This is a genomic window from Pseudoalteromonas shioyasakiensis (genome assembly GCF_024518675.1).
In the GTDB taxonomy this organism is placed as follows: Bacteria; Pseudomonadota; Gammaproteobacteria; order Enterobacterales; family Alteromonadaceae; genus Pseudoalteromonas; species Pseudoalteromonas shioyasakiensis_B.
Genome location: NZ_JANIGL010000001.1, coordinates 453065 through 478395 on the forward strand (window position 1 = coordinate 453065; position 25331 = coordinate 478395).

22 protein-coding genes are annotated in these 25331 nt (G+C 40.0%); 9 read left to right on the forward strand and 13 right to left on the reverse strand.

Features of this window, described 5'->3' with window-relative positions:
* The first annotated feature begins 21 nt into the window (after window positions 1–21).
* Window positions 22–1092, forward strand: a complete 1071-nt coding sequence (locus NQT69_RS02000; RefSeq protein ID WP_256826036.1) for a DUF3083 family protein — start codon at window positions 22–24, stop codon at window positions 1090–1092.
* An 88-nt stretch (window positions 1093–1180) separates the two neighbouring features.
* Here NQT69_RS02000 and trhO read toward each other — a convergent pair whose 3' ends face one another.
* Window positions 1181–2188, reverse strand: a complete 1008-nt coding sequence (gene trhO, locus NQT69_RS02005; protein ID WP_256826037.1) for an oxygen-dependent tRNA uridine(34) hydroxylase TrhO — start codon at window positions 2186–2188, stop codon at window positions 1181–1183.
* 196 nt (window positions 2189–2384) lie between these two features.
* Between trhO and NQT69_RS02010 the strand changes: the two genes are divergently transcribed.
* A complete protein-coding gene (locus tag NQT69_RS02010) occupies window positions 2385–3710 on the forward strand; it encodes a DEAD/DEAH box helicase (RefSeq protein WP_256826038.1) in 1326 nt (441 codons plus the stop codon).
* 2 nt (window positions 3711–3712) lie between these two features.
* Window positions 3713–4549, forward strand: a complete 837-nt coding sequence (locus NQT69_RS02015) for a CvfB family protein (RefSeq protein ID WP_256826039.1) — start codon at window positions 3713–3715, stop codon at window positions 4547–4549.
* Window positions 4550–4558: 9 nt separating this feature from the next.
* Here the strand turns inward: NQT69_RS02015 and NQT69_RS02020 are convergent, their stop codons facing one another.
* The 10 genes from NQT69_RS02020 to gyrA all read right to left on the reverse strand — a co-directional run bounded on the left by NQT69_RS02020 (window position 4559) and on the right by gyrA (window position 15304).
* The gene (locus NQT69_RS02020) at window positions 4559–4933 is read right to left on the reverse strand and encodes a hypothetical protein (RefSeq protein WP_256826040.1); all 375 of its coding nucleotides are present in this window, start codon (window positions 4931–4933) and stop codon (window positions 4559–4561) included.
* An 83-nt stretch (window positions 4934–5016) separates the two neighbouring features.
* Window positions 5017–5724, reverse strand: coding sequence for an orotidine-5'-phosphate decarboxylase (gene pyrF, locus NQT69_RS02025; RefSeq protein ID WP_256826041.1), 708 nt, complete (start codon window positions 5722–5724; stop codon window positions 5017–5019).
* Between the two features lie 34 nt (window positions 5725–5758).
* Window positions 5759–6895 carry a lipopolysaccharide assembly protein LapB gene (gene lapB / locus NQT69_RS02030; protein ID WP_256826042.1) on the reverse strand — a complete coding sequence of 379 codons (1137 nt, stop codon included), beginning with the start codon at window positions 6893–6895 and terminating at the stop codon, window positions 5759–5761.
* 2 nt (window positions 6896–6897) lie between these two features.
* A complete protein-coding gene (locus tag NQT69_RS02035) occupies window positions 6898–7179 on the reverse strand; it encodes a lipopolysaccharide assembly protein LapA domain-containing protein (RefSeq protein ID WP_256826043.1) in 282 nt (93 codons plus the stop codon).
* A gap of 20 nt (window positions 7180–7199) precedes the next feature.
* Window positions 7200–7487 carry an integration host factor subunit beta gene (ihfB, locus tag NQT69_RS02040; protein ID WP_256826044.1) on the reverse strand — a complete coding sequence of 96 codons (288 nt, stop codon included), beginning with the start codon at window positions 7485–7487 and terminating at the stop codon, window positions 7200–7202.
* A 62-nt stretch (window positions 7488–7549) separates the two neighbouring features.
* Entirely contained in the window at window positions 7550–9217 is a 1668-nt protein-coding gene (rpsA, locus tag NQT69_RS02045) for a 30S ribosomal protein S1 (RefSeq protein ID WP_256826045.1), read from the reverse strand.
* A 98-nt stretch (window positions 9218–9315) separates the two neighbouring features.
* Window positions 9316–10026 carry a (d)CMP kinase gene (gene cmk, locus NQT69_RS02050; RefSeq protein ID WP_256826046.1) on the reverse strand — a complete coding sequence of 237 codons (711 nt, stop codon included), beginning with the start codon at window positions 10024–10026 and terminating at the stop codon, window positions 9316–9318.
* 106 nt (window positions 10027–10132) lie between these two features.
* The gene (gene aroA / locus NQT69_RS02055; RefSeq protein WP_256826047.1) at window positions 10133–11410 is read right to left on the reverse strand and encodes a 3-phosphoshikimate 1-carboxyvinyltransferase; all 1278 of its coding nucleotides are present in this window, start codon (window positions 11408–11410) and stop codon (window positions 10133–10135) included.
* On the reverse strand, window positions 11410–12492 hold the full coding sequence (gene serC / locus NQT69_RS02060; RefSeq protein ID WP_256826048.1) for a 3-phosphoserine/phosphohydroxythreonine transaminase: 1083 nt from the start codon (window positions 12490–12492) through the stop codon (window positions 11410–11412). The genes aroA and serC overlap by 1 nt, the downstream gene beginning before the upstream one ends.
* A gap of 115 nt (window positions 12493–12607) precedes the next feature.
* Window positions 12608–15304 carry a DNA gyrase subunit A gene (gene gyrA, locus NQT69_RS02065; RefSeq protein ID WP_256826049.1) on the reverse strand — a complete coding sequence of 899 codons (2697 nt, stop codon included), beginning with the start codon at window positions 15302–15304 and terminating at the stop codon, window positions 12608–12610.
* 188 nt (window positions 15305–15492) lie between these two features.
* Here gyrA and ubiG point away from each other — a divergent pair, with 188 nt between their 5' ends.
* The 5 genes from ubiG to yfaE all read left to right on the forward strand — a co-directional run bounded on the left by ubiG (window position 15493) and on the right by yfaE (window position 21019).
* Complete coding sequence (ubiG, locus tag NQT69_RS02070) at window positions 15493–16203, forward strand: bifunctional 2-polyprenyl-6-hydroxyphenol methylase/3-demethylubiquinol 3-O-methyltransferase UbiG (protein WP_256826050.1); 711 nt, start codon at window positions 15493–15495, stop codon at window positions 16201–16203.
* Window positions 16203–16883, forward strand: coding sequence for an HAD-IA family hydrolase (locus NQT69_RS02075; RefSeq protein ID WP_256826051.1), 681 nt, complete (start codon window positions 16203–16205; stop codon window positions 16881–16883). Before ubiG ends, NQT69_RS02075 begins: the two co-directional genes overlap by 1 nt.
* A 378-nt stretch (window positions 16884–17261) precedes the next feature.
* Window positions 17262–19547, forward strand: a complete 2286-nt coding sequence (gene nrdA / locus NQT69_RS02080; RefSeq protein WP_256826052.1) for a class 1a ribonucleoside-diphosphate reductase subunit alpha — start codon at window positions 17262–17264, stop codon at window positions 19545–19547.
* Window positions 19548–19616: 69 nt separating this feature from the next.
* Window positions 19617–20747 (forward strand): class Ia ribonucleoside-diphosphate reductase subunit beta, encoded by a 1131-nt coding sequence (gene nrdB / locus NQT69_RS02085; RefSeq protein ID WP_256826053.1) that lies wholly within the window; start codon window positions 19617–19619, stop codon window positions 20745–20747.
* Window positions 20747–21019 (forward strand): class I ribonucleotide reductase maintenance protein YfaE, encoded by a 273-nt coding sequence (gene yfaE, locus NQT69_RS02090; RefSeq protein WP_256826054.1) that lies wholly within the window; start codon window positions 20747–20749, stop codon window positions 21017–21019. The genes nrdB and yfaE overlap by 1 nt, the downstream gene beginning before the upstream one ends.
* Window positions 21020–21049: 30 nt before the next feature.
* Here yfaE and NQT69_RS02095 read toward each other — a convergent pair whose 3' ends face one another.
* Window positions 21050–22072 carry a GGDEF domain-containing protein gene (locus tag NQT69_RS02095; RefSeq protein WP_256826055.1) on the reverse strand — a complete coding sequence of 341 codons (1023 nt, stop codon included), beginning with the start codon at window positions 22070–22072 and terminating at the stop codon, window positions 21050–21052.
* 93 nt (window positions 22073–22165) lie between these two features.
* Window positions 22166–22687 (reverse strand): YaeQ family protein, encoded by a 522-nt coding sequence (locus NQT69_RS02100; RefSeq protein ID WP_256826056.1) that lies wholly within the window; start codon window positions 22685–22687, stop codon window positions 22166–22168.
* A 148-nt stretch (window positions 22688–22835) separates the two neighbouring features.
* Here NQT69_RS02100 and NQT69_RS02105 point away from each other — a divergent pair, with 148 nt between their 5' ends.
* Window positions 22836–25229, forward strand: a complete 2394-nt coding sequence (locus NQT69_RS02105; RefSeq protein WP_256826057.1) for a TonB-dependent receptor — start codon at window positions 22836–22838, stop codon at window positions 25227–25229.
* The last annotated feature ends 102 nt before the right edge of the window (window positions 25230–25331 follow it).

Genomic DNA, 25331 nt, shown 5'->3' on the forward strand with positions numbered 1-25331 from the left:
AACATTATTAGGGAAATAAATATGGCTTCACTATCACAACACCGCGTATACATACCAACCACAGCCAGAGCAAATCAATATATATTGGCTGAGTTTAAGCCCAGTGATTCATTGTATGCACAGTTTGAAAACCCTGGGCAATGTTATGAACGTCTTGCAAGACAATTGTTTGCACTGTGCGATGAATACCAGTTGCATAACGTGCATCTGATTGCCAATGATAAATTACCGATTGTCAGGTTCCATGAAGAATCCTATTGTTTACAAACCAATAAACAGATTTTGTTTTTTTATAATCCACGCTACCATGAAGCTCATAAATGCTTTTATGATACTGAGCAAGCGAGTAAAAAAATTCGTTTTCTATTTTTAGCAACAGGCGATGACTTACGCGCTAATAGTGCAATATTTCACGCCAATTTTAAAAAGGTGCTTGCTTCTTTACAGGACACTCTTTTAAAAGATGAGCAGCAATTCAAATTACGGGATCATCAACACCTCACTTATGATCTTTTTGCTAAGGCAAAGGGAACAAAAGAAAGCTATGGATACAAACTAAGAGGGTTATATCAGCGCTATCAAAGCCGCCAATGCACTTTACCCGAGCAACATAATGAAATGACCTACGCGACTTTTAAAATCCCGGTAACGCGCACAATCAAAACCCAGTTCCAACACTTGCTTAATAAGCATAATTACTCAGAGTTTTATCAGCATTTTTATACAATGTTGATCAACCAATGTGAAACAAAGCAACTACAGATTGCGGCCATGGTGGCTAATGGCTGTATGCCAATTATTCGTAATAGCAAAATAGACAAAAATGACGTTAACAGTGAGCTGCAAAAACTTAGCTTTGCAACAAATGAATCAACAACTCAATACAGTCATCATTTTGATGATCAAAAACTGGTTGAGACCATGCATTTCATTATTGTAGCGAATGAAAATGATGAGCAAGGCATAGGCCATGGTCGCTTCATGAATAAAGTGGAAAGTGTTATCCGCAACATGGTCGATCCCCTTGCCATAAATAAAGAGCGTCAAGATATTACCGTGCGCTTCTTTCAGCATATCAGTTACTACCACTAGGGATTTGTTCATTAAAACTCAGATAATAAAAAACCCCAACTACTTGGGGTTTCTTATAAATTCTTAAAGACGCTAACAAGGTTACACTTTATTTATTACGCTGAGCGTCTTTTTGCGCTTTTTTAGCTTCTTTACGCTTTTGTAACACTGCTTGTGCTTCATTACCTATATGTCCCTCACCTCGTGCTTGGGCAAGTTCAATTTGCTTTTGACGCTCAGCAAATCGTGCACGCTGTTCATCAGTCACATCATCGATACAATGGTGGCACGATACCCCTTCCATATACTCAGCTTTTAATTTCTCTTCTTCAGTGATAGGCATACGACAAGCGTGACATTGATCGTAAGAGCCTTTTTGTAAATCGTGATCAACCGCTACACGGTTGTCAAAAACAAAGCACTCGCCTTTCCACATGGTGTCTTCTTTTGGCACTTCTTCTAAGTATTTTAAAATACCGCCTTCCAAGTGGTACACATCATCAAAACCTTGCTCTTTCATATACGCAGTTGATTTTTCACAGCGAATACCACCGGTACAAAACATAGCTACTTTTTTATGTTTACTCGGATCAAGATTTTCTTTTGCCCACTGCGGAAATTCTCTAAAAGTTTTTGTATTCGGATCAATGGCATTTTCAAAAGTGCCAATTTCAATCTCATAATCATTACGGGTATCAACTAAGATAACCTCAGGATCTGAAATTAACGCATTCCAATCTTTAGGTTTAACATAACTGCCCACCACTTTAAGTGGATCAACCCCCTCAACTCCCATAGTGACTATTTCTTTTTTTAACTTCACTTTAGTACGGTAAAATGGGCATTCGTCATCATAAGATTCTTTCGTTACTATGTTGTCTAAATGAGGTTGACTATCCAGCCAAGCTAACACGTTATCAATACCTTCTCGCTTGCCTGAAACCGTGCCATTAATGCCTTCAGCAGCAAGCAACAACGTGCCGCGTACTTCGTTCTTTTCCATTACAGCTAATAACGGTTGGCGAAGTGCTTCAAACTCAGGTAGCGAAACAAATTTATAAAGAGCACACACAACAAAGTGCGCACTGGTGACATTATCTTTATGAATGGCAGTCATGGAGGTTCCTAATTTTGCTTTTTAAAAAAACCGAATCGTAAATCCGGCGCATTGGGGCGCATATTTTACGCTTTTTCAATTTAAATGCAAAAAAACTAATGATTAGCGGGTTTTTACTGTGAGCAACCACCTTGACTAAGCTATAATAGCCCTCAGATTTATGAAGATTTAAATTACTCATTTGGAGATACACACTTTGCACTTTACTGATCTTGGCATAGATACGCGCCTTGAAACTCAACTTGCCCATCAAGGCATCACTCAGCCAACTGATATTCAGGCACATGCAGTGCCTACCGCATTGGCAGGCCATGATATTTTTGCTCAATCTAAAACTGGCTCTGGTAAAACCTTAGCGTTTTTATTACCAGCAGTTCAACGCGTAATGAAGCAAAAAGCGCTCAGTAAACGTGACCCTCGTGTTTTAATTGTTGCTCCAACTAGAGAGCTTGCTACACAAGTTTTTACTCAACTGAGATTACTTATCGCCGGTACCAATATCAAAGCGGTTAAGATACTCGGTGGTGAAAACTTTAATGACCAAATAAAAGCACTGCGAAATGACCCCCATTTTGTTATTGCCACACCGGGCCGTTTAGCCGATCACTTAACCCAGCGCTCACTGCAATTAAGTGGTTTAGAGTTATTAATTTTCGATGAAGCTGACCGTATTCTTGATCTTGGTTTCACAGAACAACTTAAAATGATTAATGAGTTGGCTAATCATCGTTTACGTCAAACGTTGTTATTTTCTGCAACGCTGGATCATGCACAAGTTGATGCCTTATCACGTAATTTACTCAAAAAGCCAAAACAAATATTACTCAGTGCCGCCAATGAGCAGCACTCTGATATTAAACAAAGCCTATATTTAGCTGATCACTTAGATCACAAAGAAGCGCTATTAGAGCACTTTGTTAAACAAGAAGAGGTTGGTCAGTGTATTATTTTTACGGCGACTCGCTCAGACACAGCACGATTAAGTGAGCTGTTAAATAGTAAAGGGCTAAAAGCACAGGCGCTTGCTGGCGATTTAACACAAAGTAAACGCCTTGAAATCATGGATGCCTTCAGCAGAGAAAACTTTAAAGTGTTAATTACCACGGATGTTGCCTCGCGTGGTTTAGATTTATTAAGCGTCACCCATGTGATTAATTTTGATTTACCCAAACACGCGGAAGAATATGTGCACCGTATTGGCCGTACTGGCCGAGCTGGATTTAAAGGCACAGCCATTTCTCTAGTGGGTCCAAAAGATTGGCCTAGTTACAAAGCAATTAAGTCATTTTTAAATGATGAATTAGCATTTCATACTGTTGAAGGTCTAACGGGTAAATTTAAAGGCTTGCGAGATAAAAAACCACAAGTACTGAATAAAGTTAATGATAAAGTAAAACCAAAAGCTAAAGCTGCACCTAAGCGTAAAGCTAAGCCGAAAAAACCACAAGCACCAATTAAAGCACCTTTAAATATTGATGGTGATGCTCCAATGCGTCGTCGTAAAAAGCCAGAGCAGGAATAATTATGAGTTACCTTGGTACAACCCAAACTTTATTTGTAAACGAAGTGAGTAATGAAGGTGCTTACCTTGATGGCCATGATCTAGGTGAAGTTTTTTTACCTAGTCACGAGATTAAACATGAACTAGAAGCTGGTGACAGTATCAGCGTATTTATTTTTCTCGATAATGCTAATTTGCCAACTGCGACTACTAAAAAGCCCCATGCACAAGTGGGTGAATACGCCCTACTTCGCGTTAAAGAAATTAATAGCATTGGTGCTTTCTTAGATTGGGGTTTAGAAAAAGACGTACTTGCCCCATTCAATGAACAAAAACCACGCATGCAAGAAGGCCACTCTTACTTAGTTCGTCTTTACTTGGACAATGCTAGCTCAAGAATTTGTGCCTCAAGCAACTTTAATCGTTTTCTATCAAAAGATGAACCACAATACACTGCCCTTCAGGAAGTTAATTTAATTGTCGCTGGTAAAACAGATATCGGCTACAAGGTATTAATTGAAGAAGCCCATTTTGGTGTTGTGTTTTATAACATGGTATTTAAGAACTTATTTGTCGGCCAAAAATTAAAAGGCTTTATTCAAAAAGTCAGAGAAGATGGCAAAATTGACGTCATCTTAGAAAAACCTGGTATGGATAAAGTCAGTGAGCTTGGTGAGAAGATCATGGAAAAGCTTAAAAACGAAGGTGGTATTCTCGCTATAGGCGATAAATCAGATCCTGAGCTTATTAAAAAGGTCTTCTCTACCAGTAAAGCAAACTACAAAAAAGCCATTGGTGGTTTGTTTAAGCAAGGGTTAATTGATATTGAAGCTAAGTCTATTCGACTAAAAGAGCATTAAACTTTCCCGTTACCCTACAATACTTAAATATGGCAAGGTACACTCTTTGTATTCTTGCCAGTATTGAATCAATTCATCGCGACTACTTAATTTCATTGGTGCTAAGCGAAAAACCTTAACTGTACAGGCTTGCTTGGCTTTAGCGTGACTATTGATACAATCACTGACATCCTTATCAAACGCTTTGAGAGTCTCTTCATTTTCCTCACAAACGTGTCGAACATAATCCACGAGTGTTAACTTAAAATCAATTAAATCCACAGGGTACTCGTTATATGCATCACTAATGTGCGTGGTTTCATCAAAGTGACTTTCAGCAAACCCGTATTTTGTTACGATAAATACAGCAACAGATAATAAACTAGTGATAAAAATGTACTTCATAAATTTTTTACAACAAAAAAGCGCGTTCCTAATATAGCAAAAAACACGCTTTTGTAAATAATTTATAAATAATGTAACTTACACTATCCTGCAATAGATGAGTTAATATCACTAAGCACTGACACTGGATCTGCGGCTTGAGTGATCGGACGGCCAACAACTAGGTAGTCACTGCCATCATCAATGGCTTGTTTTGGTGTCATAATACGCTTTTGGTCACCCGCATCACTGCCTGCAGGGCGAATGCCTGGGGTTACAAGTTTGAAGTCTTCACCTAGCTCTGCTTTTAATTGCTTGGCTTCTTGTGCTGAGCACACTACCCCGTCAAGGCCTGACTCTTTTGTAAGCTTAGCTAAATAGATTACTTGCTCAGCAGGTGTTTTCTCTACACCTAAACGCTTAAGCTCTGTTTCATCCATGCTGGTTAAAACGGTCACGGCAATTAATAAGGGCGCTTTATCACCAAACTGTTCCAGCGCTTGCTTTGCCTTAGTCATCATTTCAACGCCACCACTGGCGTGAACATTAACCATCCATACACCCATTTTAGCAGCAGCAGTAACCGCTTTCGCAACGGTATTAGGGATATCATGAAACTTTAAATCTAAGAAAACATCAAAACCTAAATCAATCAATTCTTTTACAAACGCCGGGCCAAAGTACGTAAACATTTCTTTGCCAACTTTAAGGCGGCACATATCAGGCGATAATTGCTTTACAAACGCAAGTGCAGTTTGTTGATCATCATAATCAAGGGCGATAAGAACTTTTTTTGATTTCTCGAGAGACATAACTTTCCTAAAAAAAATGAAAAAATAAGTAAAATTAAAAACCGTCTATGCCACGGCTTGGTATTATAGTTTCCCAATGCTTACAAGACGGACACACCCAATATATTGTGTGGCTGGTAAAACCACAGTGCTGGCACTGAAAGTCAGGTTTAGTAGCAATATAAGACGTAACCAATTTATCAATTTGATCCAGTACTTCTCTAATATCTTGGTTTTGTTTTGCAAGAAGCTGTAATAAGAAACTAAAACCTCGAATGGTAGGTTGACGTTTTAAACTATCAGTTAGAAATTTAATTGCTTGCTCGGTATGCCCTTGCTCCAACAATGCTTGGCAGTGTTTAATTTTTATAAGTACACCCCCTTTATCTAATAATTGTTCGAGCAGTTCATGAAATTGATGGGTTAAATTTAACTGACTGTAACTATATGCTAAGTCGTCAATAAATAATGGAGCGAAAAAGGTAAAGTTCGTAATTAACTCACGCCAATAGTAAATAGCTTTAACATAATCTTCTTTCGCAAAAGCCGACTTTCCAAGTTCAAATAATGGCCTCATGGCTTTTTGGTTGAGGCTAATCGCTTTACGCATAATCTGCGGATCATTTTCAAGTAAGGCGGCTTCACAGTAAAAATTGGCAATCGCTTTGAAGTGCTGAGGTTTATTAAATAACTCGCCGTGGGCTTCGAACATATTGATGCCTTTTTCCCACTCACGGGTTTGAGCATACAAAGTGAGAATCGGCTCTAGTGCTTCACTATGATCCGCTTTGACAAGCCACACTAAGTGCTCTTCAGCGCCATCAAGTAGTCCTGCCATAATATAGTCTTCAGCAAGCTCCAAACGACTGGCAGCGGCTTGCTGCTCATTGAGGCTAGGATGCTTTAACAACAGTTCATGGATTTTAATTGCGCGATCTAACTCACCACGGCGGCGAAACATGGTCGCGAGAGTTGAATAATGCTCAACTGAATCGGCGGCAACTTCTAGTAAGTTTATGAGGTGTTCAAGGCCTTGATCTTCTTCTCTGTCGAGTAAGAATTTCAACCCTTTACTGTATTCAGAGGTGATCTGACGGTTTAATTGATGAGCTTGGTTTTTAGCACTGTTTTTACCCATGATCCAGCCATAACCAGCCGCAACAGGTAAAAGTAAAAACAAAAGCTCAATCATAGTTAGGTGTCTTTATTAGCAACAAGCTTATTATTGTGTTTTTCAGGCGCTAATTTCTTTTTCAAACGGTAATTTTGCCACTTTAATTGTGAAAACAATTTAAAGCTTATAAAACATCCAATTGCGACACCTAAAGCAAAGCAGATACTTATTATCATTGCGAGGGGTAACGTATTACTAGCAATAATATAATTGATTTGTACCAACTGCGGATTCTGCGAACCAAGTACAAATGCAAAAATTAAGCATATTGCTACCAGGATTACTTTTAATACCCGAAACAAGTAACTACTCCTACTGGTAACTAGGCAATGCTCGCGTTTACGCGATCTCTAAGCTCTTTACCAGGTTTAAAATGAGGTACGTGTTTGCCATCTAATTCAACCGTATCACCTGTTTTAGGGTTACGGCCAGTGCGTGGCGAACGAAAGTGTAATGAGAAACTACCAAAACCACGGATCTCAATGCGATCTGAGTTTGATAATGAGCCGGCCATTTGTTCTAGAATTTCTTTAACAGCATTTTCAACATCTTTCACTGGAATGTGTACATGTTGCTCGGCAAGTTGTTCTATCAATTCTGACTTAGTCATAACGTTTCCTTAAAAAAAGATAAAGGAAGGGCAACACTGCCCTTCCAATTAAGACTGATTAATTAGTCTTTTTGTGCATTAGCGAATGCAGCAGCCATTGCGTTTTCAAACACTGGCTCTTCTTTCTTAAGCTTTTCTAGTACTTCTTTCTCTTCTGCTTCGAAAAGAGCTTTAACTGAAAGGCTTAAAGTGCGGTTCTTACGATCAACACCAACATATTTCACTTCAACTTCGTCGCCTACAGAAACAACAGTAGTTGCATCTTCAACGCGCTCTTGAGCGATATCAGCTACACGGATGTAACCTTCAACGCCTTCGATAAGTTCAACAGTTGCGCCTTTCGCATCAACTTCAGTCACTTTACCTTTAACAATAGCACCTTTTTTGTTTGCATCAAGGTAGTTATTGAATGGGTCAGCTTCGATTTGCTTAACACCTAGAGAGATACGTTCACGCTCTGGGTCAACTTGCAATACGATAGCAGTGATTTCGTCGCCTTTCTTGAATTCACGTACAGCGTCTTCGCCAGGCGTGTTCCAAGAAATGTCTGAAAGGTGTACAAGACCATCAATACCACCGTCAAGACCGATAAAGATACCGAAGTCAGTGATTGATTTGATCTTACCAGTAACTTGGTCGCCTTTGTTTTGAAGACGAGCAAATTCTTGCCAAGGATTAGCAATACATTGCTTAAGACCAAGAGAAATACGACGACGCTCTTCGTCGATTTCAAGAACCATAACTTCAACAGTGTCACCTAGTGAAACAACTTTTGAAGGGTGGATGTTCTTGTTAGTCCAATCCATTTCAGAAACGTGTACTAGACCTTCAACGCCTTCTTCGATTTCTACGAAGCAACCGTAATCAGTAAGGTTAGTTACACGACCTGAAAGTTTAGAACCTTCTGGGTAACGACCAGCGATAGCTGCCCATGGATCTTCACCAAGCTGTTTAAGGCCTAGAGATACACGAGTTTTATCTTTGTCGAATTTAAGAACTTTAACTGCGATTTCGTCGCCAACATTAACGATTTCTGAAGGGTGCTTAACACGCTTCCACGCCATATCAGTGATGTGTAGTAGACCATCAACACCACCAAGGTCAACGAATGCACCGTAGTCAGTAAGGTTCTTAACGATACCTTTAACTTCTTGACCTTCAACAAGGTTAGCAAGAAGCTCTTCACGTTCTTGTGAGTTTTCAGATTCGATAACTGCACGACGTGAAACAACAACGTTGTTACGTTTTTGGTCAAGCTTGATTACTTTAAATTCAAGCTCTTTGCCTTCAAGGTGAGTTGTGTCACGTACTGGACGAACATCAACAAGTGAACCAGGTAGGAAAGCACGGATTGAATCAACTTCAACTGTGAAACCGCCTTTAACTTTACCGTTGATAACACCAGTAACAGTCTCTTGCTCTTCACATGCTTTCTCAAGACGGATCCACGCTTCGTGACGCTTCGCTTTCTCACGAGAAAGGATAGTTTCACCGAAACCGTCTTCGATTGCATCTAGTGCAACATCTACTTCGTCGCCAACTGCAACTTCTAGTTCACCAGCAGCATTTTTGAATTGCTCTGCAGGGATAGCACTTTCTGATTTAAGACCAGCATCTACAAGTACAATGTTGTTCTCGATTGAGATAACTGTACCTTTAACAATAGAGCCTTGCTCTGCTTCAAAACCCTTTAGGCTTTCTTCAAATAACTGCGCAAAATTTTCTGACATACGAATATACGTCTCATATATTAATTACCAATAAGCAACCATGCTGCATGGGGTTGTTAAAATAGCACTGGCATCCTGCTGGTGCATGTAAAATGTGTTTACTTTCTGTTAGGAAGCTTACCTTCAGAAATTGCTGCATCCAATAAAGTCATAACTTTATCAAATACTTGCTGTGCATTGAGCTCACTAGTATCAAGCTCAATGGCATCTTCTGCTGGTACAAGCGGCGCAACTTTACGATTCATATCGCGCTCGTCACGAGCTTGAATGTCTTCTAATAGACCACCTAGTGTAACATCAAGACCACGTTCGTTCAACTCAACAAAGCGTCTACGGGCACGTTCTTGCGCACTAGCGGTTAAATAAATCTTTAATGGCGCATCAGGGAACACCACAGTTCCCATATCTCTGCCATCCGCAATTAAGCCATTCTCAGTGCGAAATGCACGTTGACGACGAAGTAATGCTTCTCTAACTCGCGGCAGTGCAGCAACTTTAGATGCTGCAGCACCCACTTCTTCGTTACGAATGGTGGTTGATACATCTTCGCCTTCAAGAATGACTTTTCCGGCATTAGTTTGACTATCAACTAAAAACTGTACATCCAGATTGGCAGCTAAAGGCACCAAAGCCTCTTCGTTGTCCAATGCAATTTGATGATGAAGTGCAGCCAGTGATAACACACGATATATCGCGCCACTATCTAGTACATCCCATCCTAATTTATCGGCTAACAAGCGACAAACAGTTCCTTTACCTGAACCACTTGGGCCATCAACGGTGATTACGGGCATTAATAACGCCTGCATTTAAAACCTCCTGCAATGCACACCAAAATAAAACCGCGATATTATACGTCAGTTCTACAAATAGATCCGCTTTTTGTATGTAAGTTTTTATTTTTTCACTGTGTAACTATTTACTTACAGATGCCAATACATCGAAAAATGTTGGAAATGTTTTGTATGTACACTTAGGATCGTTGATCGTAATTGGCTTTCCACCCACTGCAACCATGGCAAAACACATCGCAATTCGGTGATCATCATAGGTATCAATGGCAACATCATTAAACTCAGTAGGCGGATTTATTTCTATAAAATCCTCCCCTTCAACCACCTCAGCGCCGACTTTTCGAAGCTCTGTAGCCATCGCGTACAGTCTGTCGGTTTCTTTCACTCGCCAATTATAAATGTTACGAATCGCAGTCGGGCCATCGGCAAATAATGCCACGGTTGCAAGGGTCATAGCCGCATCTGGTATGGCGTTGGCGTCAATATCAACCCCTTTTAACTGCCCTTTACGTACCACTAAGCGCTCGTCATACCAATCAATTTGAGCACCAACCTGCTCCATGACTTTAGCAAAACCAATATCCCCTTGAACGGATTTTGCACCAACACCCTTAATTTCAATTTCACCACCAGCTATTGCAGCGGCTGCTACAAAATATGAGGCAGAAGACGCATCTCCTTCCACCATTATACGCTCAACCGCTTGATACTGCTGCGAACCTTTCACTTTAAAGATTTGATAATTATCATGACTAACATCAATACCAAAGCGTGCCATGACATCTAATGTGATATCAATATAAGGTTTTGACACCAGTGTGCCTTTAATGCTGATTGTAGTGTCACCGTTAAACAAGGGTGCAGCCATCAATAATGCCGTAAGGAATTGGCTGGAAATGCTGCCATCAATTTCTACATTACCGCCATTAATTTGACCGCCGGTGATTTTAAGAGGCGGGTAATCTAAATGCTTTAAATAAGTAACTTCGCCGCCTAAGGCTTTTAATGCATCAACAAGGTGGCCGATTGGTCGCTCTTCCATGCGCGGTTCACCAATTAGCTCATATTCGCCAGTAACTGCCGCTAAAACAGCCGTTAATGGACGGTATGCGGTGCCCGCATTACCTAAAAATAATGGTTCGCTAGGAGTTAAGAACTTGCCCCCTACACCATGCACGGTTGCAACTGTTTTATCGTCATTAAGCTCAACATCAACACCTAATAATTTAAGTGCGCCGAGCATGTGACGAATATCATCACTATCGAGTAAGTTTTCAACAACGGTGGTACCTTGTGCAAGTGCGGCAAGTAACAACACACGGTTTGATAAACTTTTAGAACCTGGCAATGTCACACTGCCATTTACACAAGAGATGGGCTCGAGGCGTAACTGCTCCATTAGCTATTCTCCTGTGCAAATTTTGCCATAAAATCAACCAATACTTTAACACCAGCAAGGGGCATTGCGTTGTAGATACTGGCGCGCATACCACCGACAATTCTATGCCCTTCTAATGCAAGTAAACCCGCGGCTTTAGCTTGAGCTAAAAATTGCTCATTTAAGCTTTCGTCATTTAGCCAAAATGGCACATTCATGCGGGAGCGACAGTGCTTTGCTACTTTGTTGTTATAAAAACTTGATTCATCAATAAAATTATACAGAAGCTCAGCTTTAGCTATATTTTGCTGTTCCATGGCTTTTACCCCACCATTTTGCTCTAGCCACTCAAATACTTCAGCAGCTAAATACCAAGCAAACGTTGGCGGCGTGTTATACATGCTGCCTTGTTTAACTTCCAGGGCATAATCAAAAATCCCCGGTTTTGCTAGGCCTTGACGTTCAAGCAAACTTTTACGCACGATGACAATTGCCAGACCAGATGGGCCAATATTTTTTTGCGCACCGGCATAAATTAAATCAAACTGCTCGACATCAAATTCGCGAGACAAAATCGTCGATGACATATCAGCAACAATCGGGGCTGTTGGGTGGCTTGGTACATCGAAGACTTCAATACCATCAATGGTTTCATTTGGGCAATAATGAATATATGAAGGGTCTTTTGGAAATTCCCATTCACTTACTGGCTTAATTGAAAATTGCTCGTTTGTATCATTACGAACATCAAGTTCTTCAACTTGTGTAAACTTAACGGCCTCAGCAACTGCACCTTTTGACCACACACCATTTTCACAATAAACAGCGGTTTTATCATCTAAGTGTAAGTTTAAAGGCACAGCTGCAAATTGACCACGGCCACCACCGTGCATAAACAGTACTTCAAACTCATCGCTGATATTCATTAAACGACGTAGGCTAGCTTCACACTTTTCAGTTAATGCTAAAAATTCTTTACTACGGTGACTAATTTCCATCACCGATACACCTAAATTTTGCCAATCAACAAATTCTTTTTGTGCCTTTTCCATCACAGCTGGCGGCAGCATTGCGGGGCCTGCACAAAAATTATATATACTCATTACCTTTCCTCATTCCAGTAATTTAATTATCTGATACTAAGTTATTTTTACAAATTAGTCGTATTTGTTTATAACAAAAAAAAAGCGGCCAAAGCCGCTTTTTTATTTAGTAATGTTATTCCACCGGTGGATTATCACCTGCTTCTTCATTAACCGTTTCGGCTATTTCTTCGCTCTCGCCTTCGATAGCGTCAAGCTCATCGATTTCGATCTCTTCGATACGTTGTAAACCAACTACTTGCTCTTCGTCAATAGTTCTTATCAAAATAACACCTTGAGTATTACGCCCAACGGTAGAAACTTCGTTTACACGTGTACGAACAAGCGTACCACGATTAGAAATAATCATGATTTCGTCATTGTCGTCCACTTGCACAGCACCGACAACAGCTCCATTACGCTCACTCACTTTAATCGAGACAACCCCCTGTGTTGCACGACTCTTAGATGGGTAATCTTCAAGTGCAGTACGTTTACCATAACCGTTTTCAGTCACAGTTAAAATAGCACCATCCGTTTTAGGAACAATCAAGGATACAACACGCTGGTCATCGGCCATCTTGATACCACGGACACCCGTTGCGGTTCTACCCATTGGGCGCACACCTTTAAAGCGGATCTCAGGGTTACCATCTTCATCAAGCACTGGGTTATTGTTTTCATCAACAACCGCTGTCTCTTCGGCTTCTTTAAAGCGTACAACTTTACCAGCATCGGTGAAGAGCATGATCTCGTTGCTGCCATCGGTGATATCAACACCAATTAAGCTATCACCTTCATTAAGGTTTACCGCAATGATACCGCTAGCACGCTGGCGGCTGTATGCAGTTAGTGGTGTTTTCTTCACTGTACCAAATGCAGTTGCCATGAAGATGTATTTATCTTCTTCGTATTCACGTACCGGCAAGATAGCGGTAATACGTTCATCAGCTTCAAGTGGTAGCAAGTTAACGATTGGTTTACCACGTGCCGCACGACTTGCAAGCGGTAATTGATACACTTTAAGCCAGTACAAGCGCCCTGCTGTTGAGAAGCACAAAATAGTATCGTGGGTATTGGCAACCAATAAACGCTCAATGAAGTCTTCATCCTTCATCTTGGTTGCTGATTTACCTTTACCACCGCGACGCTGCGCTTCGTAATCAGATAATGGCTGATACTTCACGTAGCCTTCGTGAGACAAGGTAACAACAACATCTTCTTCATTGATCAAGTCTTCAAGACTAATATCGTGTGCAGCCGCATTGATTTCTGTACGGCGTTCATCACCATATTGGTCTTTAATTTCAACCAGCTCATCACGAATAACTTCCATTAGACGCTCAGGTGATGCCAAGATGTGTAACAACTCAGCAATTAAATCTAACAACGTTTGGTATTCGTTTAAGATTTTTTCATGTTCAAGACCTGTCAGCTTGTGTAAGCGTAGGTCAAGAATAGCCTGAGCTTGCTGCTCAGAAATATAATACTGGCCGTCACGAATACCTAAGTCATCCGCTAACCAATCAGGGCGTGCAACGTTTGCTTCACCCGCTTTTTCAAGCATCGACTTAACGTTACCTAACTCCCAAGGGCGTGCAGTTAATGCCGCTTTAGCTTCCGCTGGGGTAGGTGACTTACGGATTAATTCAATAATCGGATCGATATTCGCAAGTGCAATTGCTAAACCTTCAAGGGTATGAGCACGGTCACGGGCTTTACGTAAATCAAACACTGTACGACGTGTTACCACTTCGCGACGGTGAATAATAAACGCTTCAAGCATTTCTTTTAGGTTAAAGCATTTAGGCTGGTTATTGATCAAAGCAACCATGTTCATACCAAACACTGTTTGAAGCTGTGTTTGTGCATACAGGTTATTAAGAATAACTTCGCCTACATCGCCACGTTTGATCTCGATAACGATACGCATACCGTCTTTATCTGATTCATCACGTAGTGCGCTAATACCTTCGATTTTCTTATCTTTTACAAGCTCGGCGATTTTTTCAATCAAACGTGCTTTATTTACTTGATAAGGAATTTCGTGAACGATGATGGTCTCACGACCTGATTTTTCGTCCACTTCAATTTCAGCGCGGGCACGAATATATACTTTACCACGGCCAGTTAAATAGGCTTGTTCGATGCCTTTTTTACCGTTAATGATTGCCGCAGTTGGGAAATCTGGACCAGGAATGTATTCAATTAGCTCATGAATAGTTAGGTCTGGGTTTTGAATTAACGCCAAACAGCCATTAATAACTTCAGATAAATTATGTGGCGGTATATTTGTTGCCATGCCCACAGCTATACCTGACGAACCATTAACTAAAAGATTAGGCACTTTAGTTGGTAACACATCAGGGATTTGTTCAGTACCATCATAGTTAGGTACAAAATCAACGGTCTCTTTTTCAAGATCGGCTAATAGTTCATGGGACATTTTTGCCATACGTACTTCGGTATAACGCATTGCAGCGGCTGAGTCACCATCGACAGAACCAAAGTTACCTTGGCCGTCTACTAACATGTAACGTAAAGAGAATGGCTGGGCCATACGGACTATGGTGTCATAAACCGCACTATCGCCATGGGGGTGGTATTTACCAATTACGTCACCGACAACACGTGCCGATTTTTTATATGGTTTATTCCAATCATTACTAAGCTCGTTCATTGCAAACAAAACGCGACGGTGAACTGGCTTTAAACCATCACGCACGTCTGGTAATGCACGTCCAACAATTACGCTCATCGCATAATCTAAGTAGGACGTTTTTAACTCGTCTTCAATATTGACTGGCAGAATTTCATTGGCGAGATCAGTCATTTGATATCACATTCCTTCAGTATTAACTCAAAAGTACCGTTTTAAAGGCGTTATAGAGTATTTGTTGTTATTAAACGTATTCTAATAGACCATGCTACCACAATTAATTTAGATTTACAGGCGCTAAATCTTTGCGATTTATTAATTTAGCCCTATATAATGGCCTCAGATTGACGAGGAAGTATTTTATGACCGAACATCAAAATGTAGATAGTGCAGAAATTGCAAAGTTTGAAGCCATTGCCGAAAGGTGGTGGGACCGTGAAGGTGAATTTAAACCCCTTCATGAAATTAATCCATTACGATTAGATTTTATCTGTGATAAAACACAAGGGCTATTTGATAAGGAAGTACTTGATGTTGGCTGTGGTGGCGGAATTTTAACAGAAAGTATGGCCCGTATGGGCGCTAAAGCCACCGGTATTGACATGGGACAAGAGCCATTAACTGTAGCAAAACTACATAGCTTAGAAGTGGGTGTTGATGTTGATTACATCAAAGTCCCCGCTGAGCACTATGCGCAACAACACCCTGCCCGATTTGATGTTGTTACTTGTATGGAAATGCTCGAACATGTTCCTGATCCAGCTTCTATTATCCATGCTGTAGCTACATTAGCGAAACCTGGCGCAGATGTATTTTTTTCAACCCTAAATAAAACCCCGAAAGCGTATTTATTTGCCATTATTGGTGCTGAGAAGCTATTAAAAATGGTGCCTGAAGGTACTCACGATCACAAAAAGTTTATCAAGCCTGCTCAATTGATCGCTTGGGCTGAACAAGCAGGCTTAAAAGTACGTGCTAGTACGGGTTTAAATTACAACCCATTATCAAAGCAATACACATTAAATAACGATGTGAGCGTTAATTATATTCTACATTTTGAGAAACTTGCCTAATGGTAAGTTTTAATAAATCACACGACATTGATTATGAAGCCTTCATCTTTGATTTAGACGGCACCCTACTTGATACTGCAGATGATTTAGGGGCGGCGCTGAATGTTGTTCTTAATGCGCATAACATGCCTTTGATAAGTGAAGAAATCTATCGTCCTGTGGCATCAAATGGAGCTGTTGCATTGCTAGAAGCGGGTTTTGGTCGGTTGTGGCAAGCACGTCACGATCAAAGTGCGCTGCGTCAACAATTGCTTGATGCCTATAGTGCAAATATTGCTACCCATAGCCAATGCTTTAATGGCATAGCACAATTGTTACTGGCGCTAGAGCAGCAGCAAATAAAATGGGGGATCATGACAAATAAGCCAAGCTTTCTTACTCAACCTCTAGTTGCACAAATAGCAGAGCTTAAAGATGCGCAAGCAATCGTCAGTGGCGACACGCTCAATGTCGCGAAACCATCTCCTTTACCGTTACTGCACACTGCTGAACTTTTAAATGTGCCGCCTGAGCGGTGTCTGTATATAGGTGATGCACAACGAGACATAGAAGCAGCAAAAGCCGCTAATATGGACAGTGCCACGGCATTATGGGGTTACATACCAAGCGAAGCAGATGCATTGAGCTGGAATGCTGATTTTAATTGGCAAACCCCAATTGATGCTTTTAACCACATATAGTGTTATGGGCCACCAAAACCACTACATATTGTGATTAGTTTAAAATTAGTCCAATCTGTGTTGATAAAAAAAGCAGCCCAAAATTATTTTTAAAATGGCTAAATTTAATCGATCTTGAGTTGCTTTTTATAAATTTCATTTTAATCAAATGGTCAAAGGTTAATGGCTACTAACACAAGCGTGTTATCCCAACCTTATCCACAAAAGGTCACATTTATGCCCCTTGCAAATGATCGCATACCACACTATCTTGTGATCTAGAATTTGATGAGCACCAGATATTGTGGCTAAATGTTATTCAATTAAATTCGCTTTTTTACTTTATAACTAGAATAATAATTTCTAAGACTATATTTCCCAAGGAATACAGGCAAAACTATGAACCAACAGCTATCTGTAAGCAAACGTGACGGCCGTAAAGAGTCACTTGATCTAGATAAAATTCATCGCGTTATTGAGTGGGCCGCGGAAGGTTTAAATAATGTTTCTGTCTCGCAAGTTGAATTAAAATCTCATATTCAATTTTATGATGGTATTCGCACAGAAGATATCCATGAGACAATAATCAAAGCGGCTGCAGATCAAATTTCTAAAGACAGCCCAGATTACCAATACTTAGCGGCTCGTCTAGCTGTATTCCACTTACGTAAAAAAGCCTATGGCCAATTTGAGCCACCGCGCCTATATGATCACATTAGTAAATTAGTAGAAGACAAACGTTATGATGCTCACCTACTGGTTGATTACACTGAGCAAGAAATTGACGAGCTTGATCAATATCTTGATCATAGCCGCGATTTAAACTTCAGCTATGCCGCAGTAAAACAGCTTGAAGGTAAATATTTAGTACAAAACCGTGTTACCGGTGAAATATACGAAAGTGCACAGTTTTTATATATTCTTGTTGCCGCAAGCTTGTTTTCAGATTACCCAAAAGAAACTCGTTTAGATTACATAAAACGTTTTTATGATGCGGTCTCAATGTTTAAAATTTCACTACCAACGCCGATTATGGCGGGGGTACGTACACCAACACGCCAATTTAGCTCATGTGTGTTAATTGAATGTGGTGACAGTTTAGACTCTATCAACGCAACCTCGTCTGCCATTGTTAAATACGTATCGCAACGTGCAGGTATTGGTATTAATGCAGGTCGTATTCGTGCCCTAGGTAGCCCAATTCGCAACGGTGAAGCTTACCATACAGGCTGTATTCCATTTTATAAGCATTTTCAAACAGCTGTTAAAAGTTGTTCACAAGGTGGCGTGCGCGGTGGTGCAGCAACCTTGTTCTACCCGCTTTGGCATTTAGAAGTAGAAAACCTACTGGTACTAAAAAATAACCGCGGAGTTGATGATAACCGTGTTCGCCACCTAGATTACGGTGTGCAATTTAATAAGTTAATGTATGCGCGTCTAATTAAAGACGAGTACATCACGTTATTCAGCCCATCGGATGTACCAGGCTTATATGATGCTTTCTTTGAAGATCAAGATGAATTTGATCGTCTTTACGTACAATATGAGCAAGATGAGTCAATTCGTAAAAAGCGTATCAAAGCCATTGAACTGTTTTCAATGTTTGCCCAAGAACGTGCCAGCACAGGTCGTATTTATTTACAAAACGTGGATCACTGTAATACACATAGTCCATTTATTGCGAAAGTTGCGCCAATACGCCAATCTAACTTATGTTTAGAAATTGCGTTACCAACTAAACCGCTGAACAACGTAAACGATGAAGAAGGTGAAATTGCATTATGTACACTTTCAGCGTTTAACTTAGGTGCTATTGAATCACTTGATGAGCTAGAAGAGCTTGCTGAACTTGCCGTACGTGCACTTGATAACTTACTGGATTTCCAAGACTACCCTGTGCCTGCCGCAAAAAATGCAACGATGGGCCGTCGAACACTGGGTATAGGTGTTATTAACTATGCTTATTACCTTGCTAAAAATGGCAAGCGTTACTCAGATGGCAGTGCCAATGCACTTACCCACAAAACATTTGAAGCAATTCAATATTACCTAATGAAAGCGTCAAATGAGCTTGCAAAAGAACGCGGTGCATGTCCTAAGTTTAATGAAACAACGTACTCACAAGGTATAATGCCAACAGATACGTATAAATCAGACTTGGATAAGATCTGTGATGAACCACTGCATTTAGATTGGGATACGCTACGTGCTAGCATTAAAGAGCACGGCATGCGTAACTCTACGCTTTCAGCACTAATGCCGTCAGAGACTTCATCACAAATTTCAAATGCCACAAATGGCATTGAGCCACCTCGTGGCCATATTAGTGTAAAAGCCAGTAAAGATGGAATTTTAAAACAAGTTGTTCCTGAGTATGAACGTTTGAAAGATAACTATGAATTACTATGGGATATCCCTTCAAACCAAGGCTACTTACAACTTGTTGGTATTATGCAAAAATTTGTTGACCAAACTATTTCTGCTAACACCAATTATGATCCAAACAAGTTTGAAGGTGGTAAAGTACCTATGAAGGTATTACTGCAAGACTTACTCGCGGCTTATAAGCTTGGCGTGAAAACCTTGTATTACCACAACACCCGTGACGGTGCCTCTGATTCACAAGACGAACTTGCCCCGCAAGTGGAAGATGATGATTGCGCAGGCGGTGCGTGTAAAATATAACTATTAAGTTAAATAAAATAATAGCGGGCACTTTGCCCGCTTTGCCCTGTTAGTTTTTTGAGTGAACCTATGTCTTATACTACTTTTAGCCGAAACCATAATAACCAATTACAAGAACCGATGTTTTTCGGCCAAACAGTTAACGTATCTCGTTATGATCAACAAAAGTACCCTATTTTTGAAAAGTTAATCGAAAAACAATTATCTTTCTTTTGGCGTCCTGAAGAAGTAGATGTAAGTAAAGACCGGTTAGACTTTCAAGCTTTGCCTGAACATGAAAAACACATTTTTTTAAGTAACTTAAAATATCAAACGCTACTAGACAGTGTGCAAGGGCGTTCACCTAATGTTGCTTTATTACCCATTGTATCTATTCCAGAACTTGAAACGTGGATTGAAACATGGGCGTTTAGTGAAACCATTCATAGCCGCTCTTACACTCACATTATTCGTAACGTGACACAATCACCTGAACTCATTTTCGATGATATTGTTAGTAACGATAAAATTAGTGAACGCGCTGATGCGGTGACTAAATATTATGACGAATTGATCAACAAAGTAGCTATCTACAATTTGTACGGTGAAGGCAAACATGAGTTAAATGGTGAAACAGTCCACATCAGCTTATTTGAACTGAAGAAACTGTTATACCTTGCCATGATGTCGGTTAATATTTTGGAAGCTATCCGCTTTTACGTTAGCTTTGCCTGCTCTTTCGCATTTGCAGAGCGAGAGCTGATGGAAGGGAATGCCAAAATAATTAAGCTAATTGCCCGTGATGAAGCATTACATTTATCTGGTACTCAACATATTTTAAACATTATGCAAGATGGCAAAGACGATCCTGAAATGGCTATTGTTGCAGCCCAGTGTAAAGATGAAGCAATCAAAATGTTTGTTGATGCCGCAGAGCAAGAAAAAGAATGGGCAGAGTATTTATTCAAAGATGGCTCAATGATTGGCCTAAATAAAGATATTCTTTGTCAATACGTTGAATATATCACTAACGCCCGTATGAGTGCGGTAGGCTTACCAACCCAGTTTGCTAATAACAGTAACCCAATCCCATGGATAAACTCATGGCTTGTGTCAGACAACGTGCAAGTGGCACCGCAAGAAGCTGAGATCAGTTCATACCTTGTTGGCCAAATCGACTCACAAGTTGATGCCTCTGACTTTGGTGATTTTGATCTGTAATGCCTGATAGTAAAACTGTGAGGGTTACCCTTACAGATAGTGGCCAAGATCTAACCTTTGATTCTGGCTGCCCTTCTCTTTTAGCTTGCCTTGAACACAACAAACTAACGGTTTCATATCAATGCCGTGAAGGCTATTGTGGCGCATGTAGAGTCAAGTTAACCAAAGGCAGCATCATATATAATCAAGAGCCCCTTGCATTTGTACGAGAAGGTGAAGTACTGCTGTGTTGTTGTAAACCTGATGGTGATGTAACTATAACCTTAGACTAGTCACTTCATGGCAACAAAGTAACCTGCACGTTACACACTACATACTTTATTCTTGCCGCTGGTCTTTGCTAAATAGAGGCTTTCATCAGCCTGTTTTATTGCTGAATCAATGCTGTCACCCTGACTTATTTCAGTCACACCAACGCTAACAAATAAAGTAAAGCTTTGCTCATTAATACTGACAGGATGTGTTAATAAGTCTTGCTGAATTTGCTTTGCCAACACAATTGCATCATCAGCTTTTGTTTGCGGTAAGACACACAAAAACTCCTCTCCTCCCCAACGACAAAAAATGTCGTTCTCTGTAGCAAAGCGCCTGAATGTATCTGCTAAATGAATGAGCGCACAATCACCTACTTGGTGGCCAAATTGATCATTAATTTTTTTAAAATCGTCCACATCAAAAATCATAATAGACAGTGATGTATTTGATTTATCACTCAACGATTTTTCATCATATAACCGTTCAACTGTGTATCGTCTATTTGGTAAATTAGTTAATGGATCTGTTGTTGCCAATACTTCATTGTTCTTGGCTAGTTGAATTAATTTTTGGCTATAACTTTCACGAAAATATTCATAGAGACCACTTAACAATGCAACAATAATAAACGATAAAACAATGCGTAATAGTAATTGTTCAGAGTCATAGACATAGCCATCAAAACACCCCGCGAAAACAAAGGTAAAGATCACAGCTAGAATAAAAAGCGAAATATCGACAACGCCTTTGCGTAAACCACGAATAAAAAATGTAACAGGTGAAACAATATAAATCCAAATAGGCCCCGTGCCATGACTGCCTCCTGTAAACACCAAAAACAGCATTAATGAATAAAGTGTATATAAAACAATCCAAGCCCCAACATAATCGTGGCGCTTAATAAACCAAGGCGAAATAAACAACAATGAAGACATCAATAAGGCAAGAAATAACAGCGTGTCATTATCAGCAAAAGCAAAACAAGCCATAATAAGTGTGGTAATTGAGCCAATAAATGCGAAGGAGCGAACTATCAGCTTTCGTTCCTTTTTATCTGAATAATTTATCATTGATTAGTTTTGCTATCCTAAAAATCACGCATTGAAATTTTTAATAATACTTTTTATTTAAACTATAGACAATTAATTATCATCAATAACGATTTAATGCCAGTTAAATTGCTTGGTATGGTAATAGTTAGCCTGATCACTAATGCTAACACTATGGTGGTCAATAGTGATATCCCAGTCTAAGTTACGTGTTAAATGCTGTTTGATTTGCTCAATAAACTGGCCATCAATTTCAATCAAGTGATTATTTGGCAAGCGTGATAACTGGGGCCTTGCCTGATCTAACCACTGACTTTGTGCCTTAGTTAAAATAATAAACTCATCAACAAGTTTAGCCACCTTAAGCAGGCGTTTTAAATCAGGCTCATCCACGCTTAACCATTTAGTGTAGTGTTCGTCGAAGGCTTTAATAGATACATCAGGCAAATTTTTATCCGTGTTTAGTTGCGCTGAACTATCATATGACAAAAAACTGTAACCCAATAGCTTTAGAATAAAATGATCAAGCGTCTCGTTTTTTGTCAGTGATGTTGTAAACACTTCTCTGTGATTACGTTGCTGACGTAAATCAGCAATGGTAAAACGTGCTTTAAAAATTCGGCTTTTGTCAGTCATTTTCATGACTCCAGCAATAAACGAATCATAAGTATAGTTGAGAATAACAAAACTGGCATATCAAAGTTATGGTATAACATTATTGATAACCCCATACATTAATGTTACATTATATCACAACATATAAATCAACTGATGTAGTCACATTATGAACCGTTATTCTCTGCTTTCTGGCGCAATCATTACTGCACTAAGCTCTTATTCTGCACACGCTGCTATTGTAAATGGTCACGTTGTTGACCCTAATAATCAACCAATTGCAAACGCTGATGTTCATATTCATGGTAAAACTCAATCAATAAAAACCAATGAAAATGGCCAGTTCAGCATTAATATTGATGCTAATAGCCAATTACATATTAGTAAAACAAATTACATCGATGCGCGGTTAAATGTGAATGAAAGCAACCAAGCTGTCAATGTAACACTCACCCCGACTTCTGTTGAAACCGTTGTTGTTTATGCATCAGCATTACATAAAAATAGTTTAGAAATGATTTCACCAGTGAGCGTATTATCCGGTGATGAGCTTAAAAACAAATCAAAACCAACGCTTGGTGAGACTTTAAAAGGCATGCCTGGAGTTAATTCAAGCTACTTTGGTCCAGTGTCATCAAGCCCTATCATTCGAGGTTTAGACGGCCCTCGAGTCAAGATAACGCAAAATGGGCTAGATAGCAGTGATGCTTCACGTATTGGTCCTGATCATGCTACATCTAATGACACGCTTTCTGCGGAGCAAATTGAAGTGCTCCGAGGCCCTGCTACCCTATTGTACGGCTCTGGTGCAATTGGTGGTGTAGTCAATGTAGTTGATAACCGCATTCCTACCGACAACATCGAACAATTTACAGGTGCCGCTGAATACAGTCATGATACAGTATCAAATGCCAATACTTATGCAGCCAAGCTGGAAGCTGGTCATGACAACTTTAACTTTCACTTTGATGGTACTAAACGTACAGGCGATGATTACCAAACGCCAGAGTTCGAATTACCCGAAGATGAACACGACGAGCATGATGATCATGATGAGTCACATGAAACTGCAACATCCGTTGAAAATACCTTTATCGATAGTCAAACCGTTAATTTTGGTACCAGCTATGTAGGTGAACATTTTACATTAGGTGTGGCTTATGGACATATAGAAACCGACTATGGGATCCCTGCACACGAACATATTGGCCATGACCATGATGAAGAAGATCATCAAGATGAAGACGAGTATGAGGAACATGAAGAAGAGTCTGTTTATGCTAGTGTCGAGCAAGATCGCTGGCAAGGCTTAATGAGCTATGCGCTACATAACAATTGGATAGAAACGATTAACCTTCGTTTAGGCTACACAGATTATCAGCATAGTGAAATTGAAGACGGTGAAATTGGCACTACATTCAAAAATAAAACAACCGAAGCTCGCTTAAATATAGAGCATAAATTTGCCAACTGGCACGGTATGGCAGGTTATCATTATAGCGACTCTGATTACGATGCCGATGGAGAAGAAGCCTTCACCCCTCCAAGTAAAACCACCAGTCATGCTGTTTTTATCCTAGAGGAACGCCAATTTGGTGATGTCACTGTTGAGCTGGGTGCACGTTTAGAAGATTACAATATCGATAGTAATATCACAGCACACGATGATCATGAAGAAGAACATAATGAAGGTGAAGAAGAGCATGACGAAGTAACCGCCTACAGTAAGAGCTTTACTAACTTAAGTGCATCGGCTGGGGCCATTTGGCACTATACACCAGGCCAAAGTGTGGCAATAAGCGTATCGCACTCCGAACGTGCGCCTTTATCAGCTGAGCTGCTTTCTAATGGCTTACACATTGCTACAGGTACTTATGAACTGGGCCTGGGCTATGTTATAGAAGATGGTGAGGCACATTTTGAACCGGAAGATATCAAGCAAGAAACGTCGAACAATTTTGATTTAAGTTTTAGACGCTTCAGTGGTGACTTCGGTTACACAGTCAATTTCTTCTATAACGATATTGAAAACTTTTACTACCAGCAAAATACAGGGCTCATCTATGATGAAGAGCATGGCTTTGAGCAAAACAGTGAAGAACACGAAGAAAGCCTAGCTGTCTATCAATTTGTCAGTAAAGACGCTGAACTTTACGGAATCGAGTTTGACGCTCATTATCAAGTAAACAGTAATGCAATGGTTAAGGTGTTTGGTGATTCAACCACAGCAAAACTTAAAGATGATGAAAACCTTCCAAGGATCCCAGCTAATAAGCTTGGCTCTGAGCTGCAATATACACTCAGTGATTGGCAGTTTACGCTCACAGGCACTCATTATTTTGAGCAAAATGATATTACTGATTATGAAACGGCAACACAAAGCTATACCTTATTTGATGCACAAGCTAATTACCAATTGAGTGTAGGGCCTGTTGATTCAGAGTTTTATATTAATATTGATAACATTACTGATGAATTAGGCTTTGTACATAGTTCATTTATAAAAGAAAAGGCACCTCTACCGGGTCGTAATTTTAGAATTGGCGTACGCGGTTATTTCTGATCTAAGGTACTGGGCTATAACCATGTAGCTGAGTTTACGCCTTTTAACGATAAAAAAACCACGCTTAAAGCGTGGTTTTTTCATTAAGCTAATGTTTAGCTT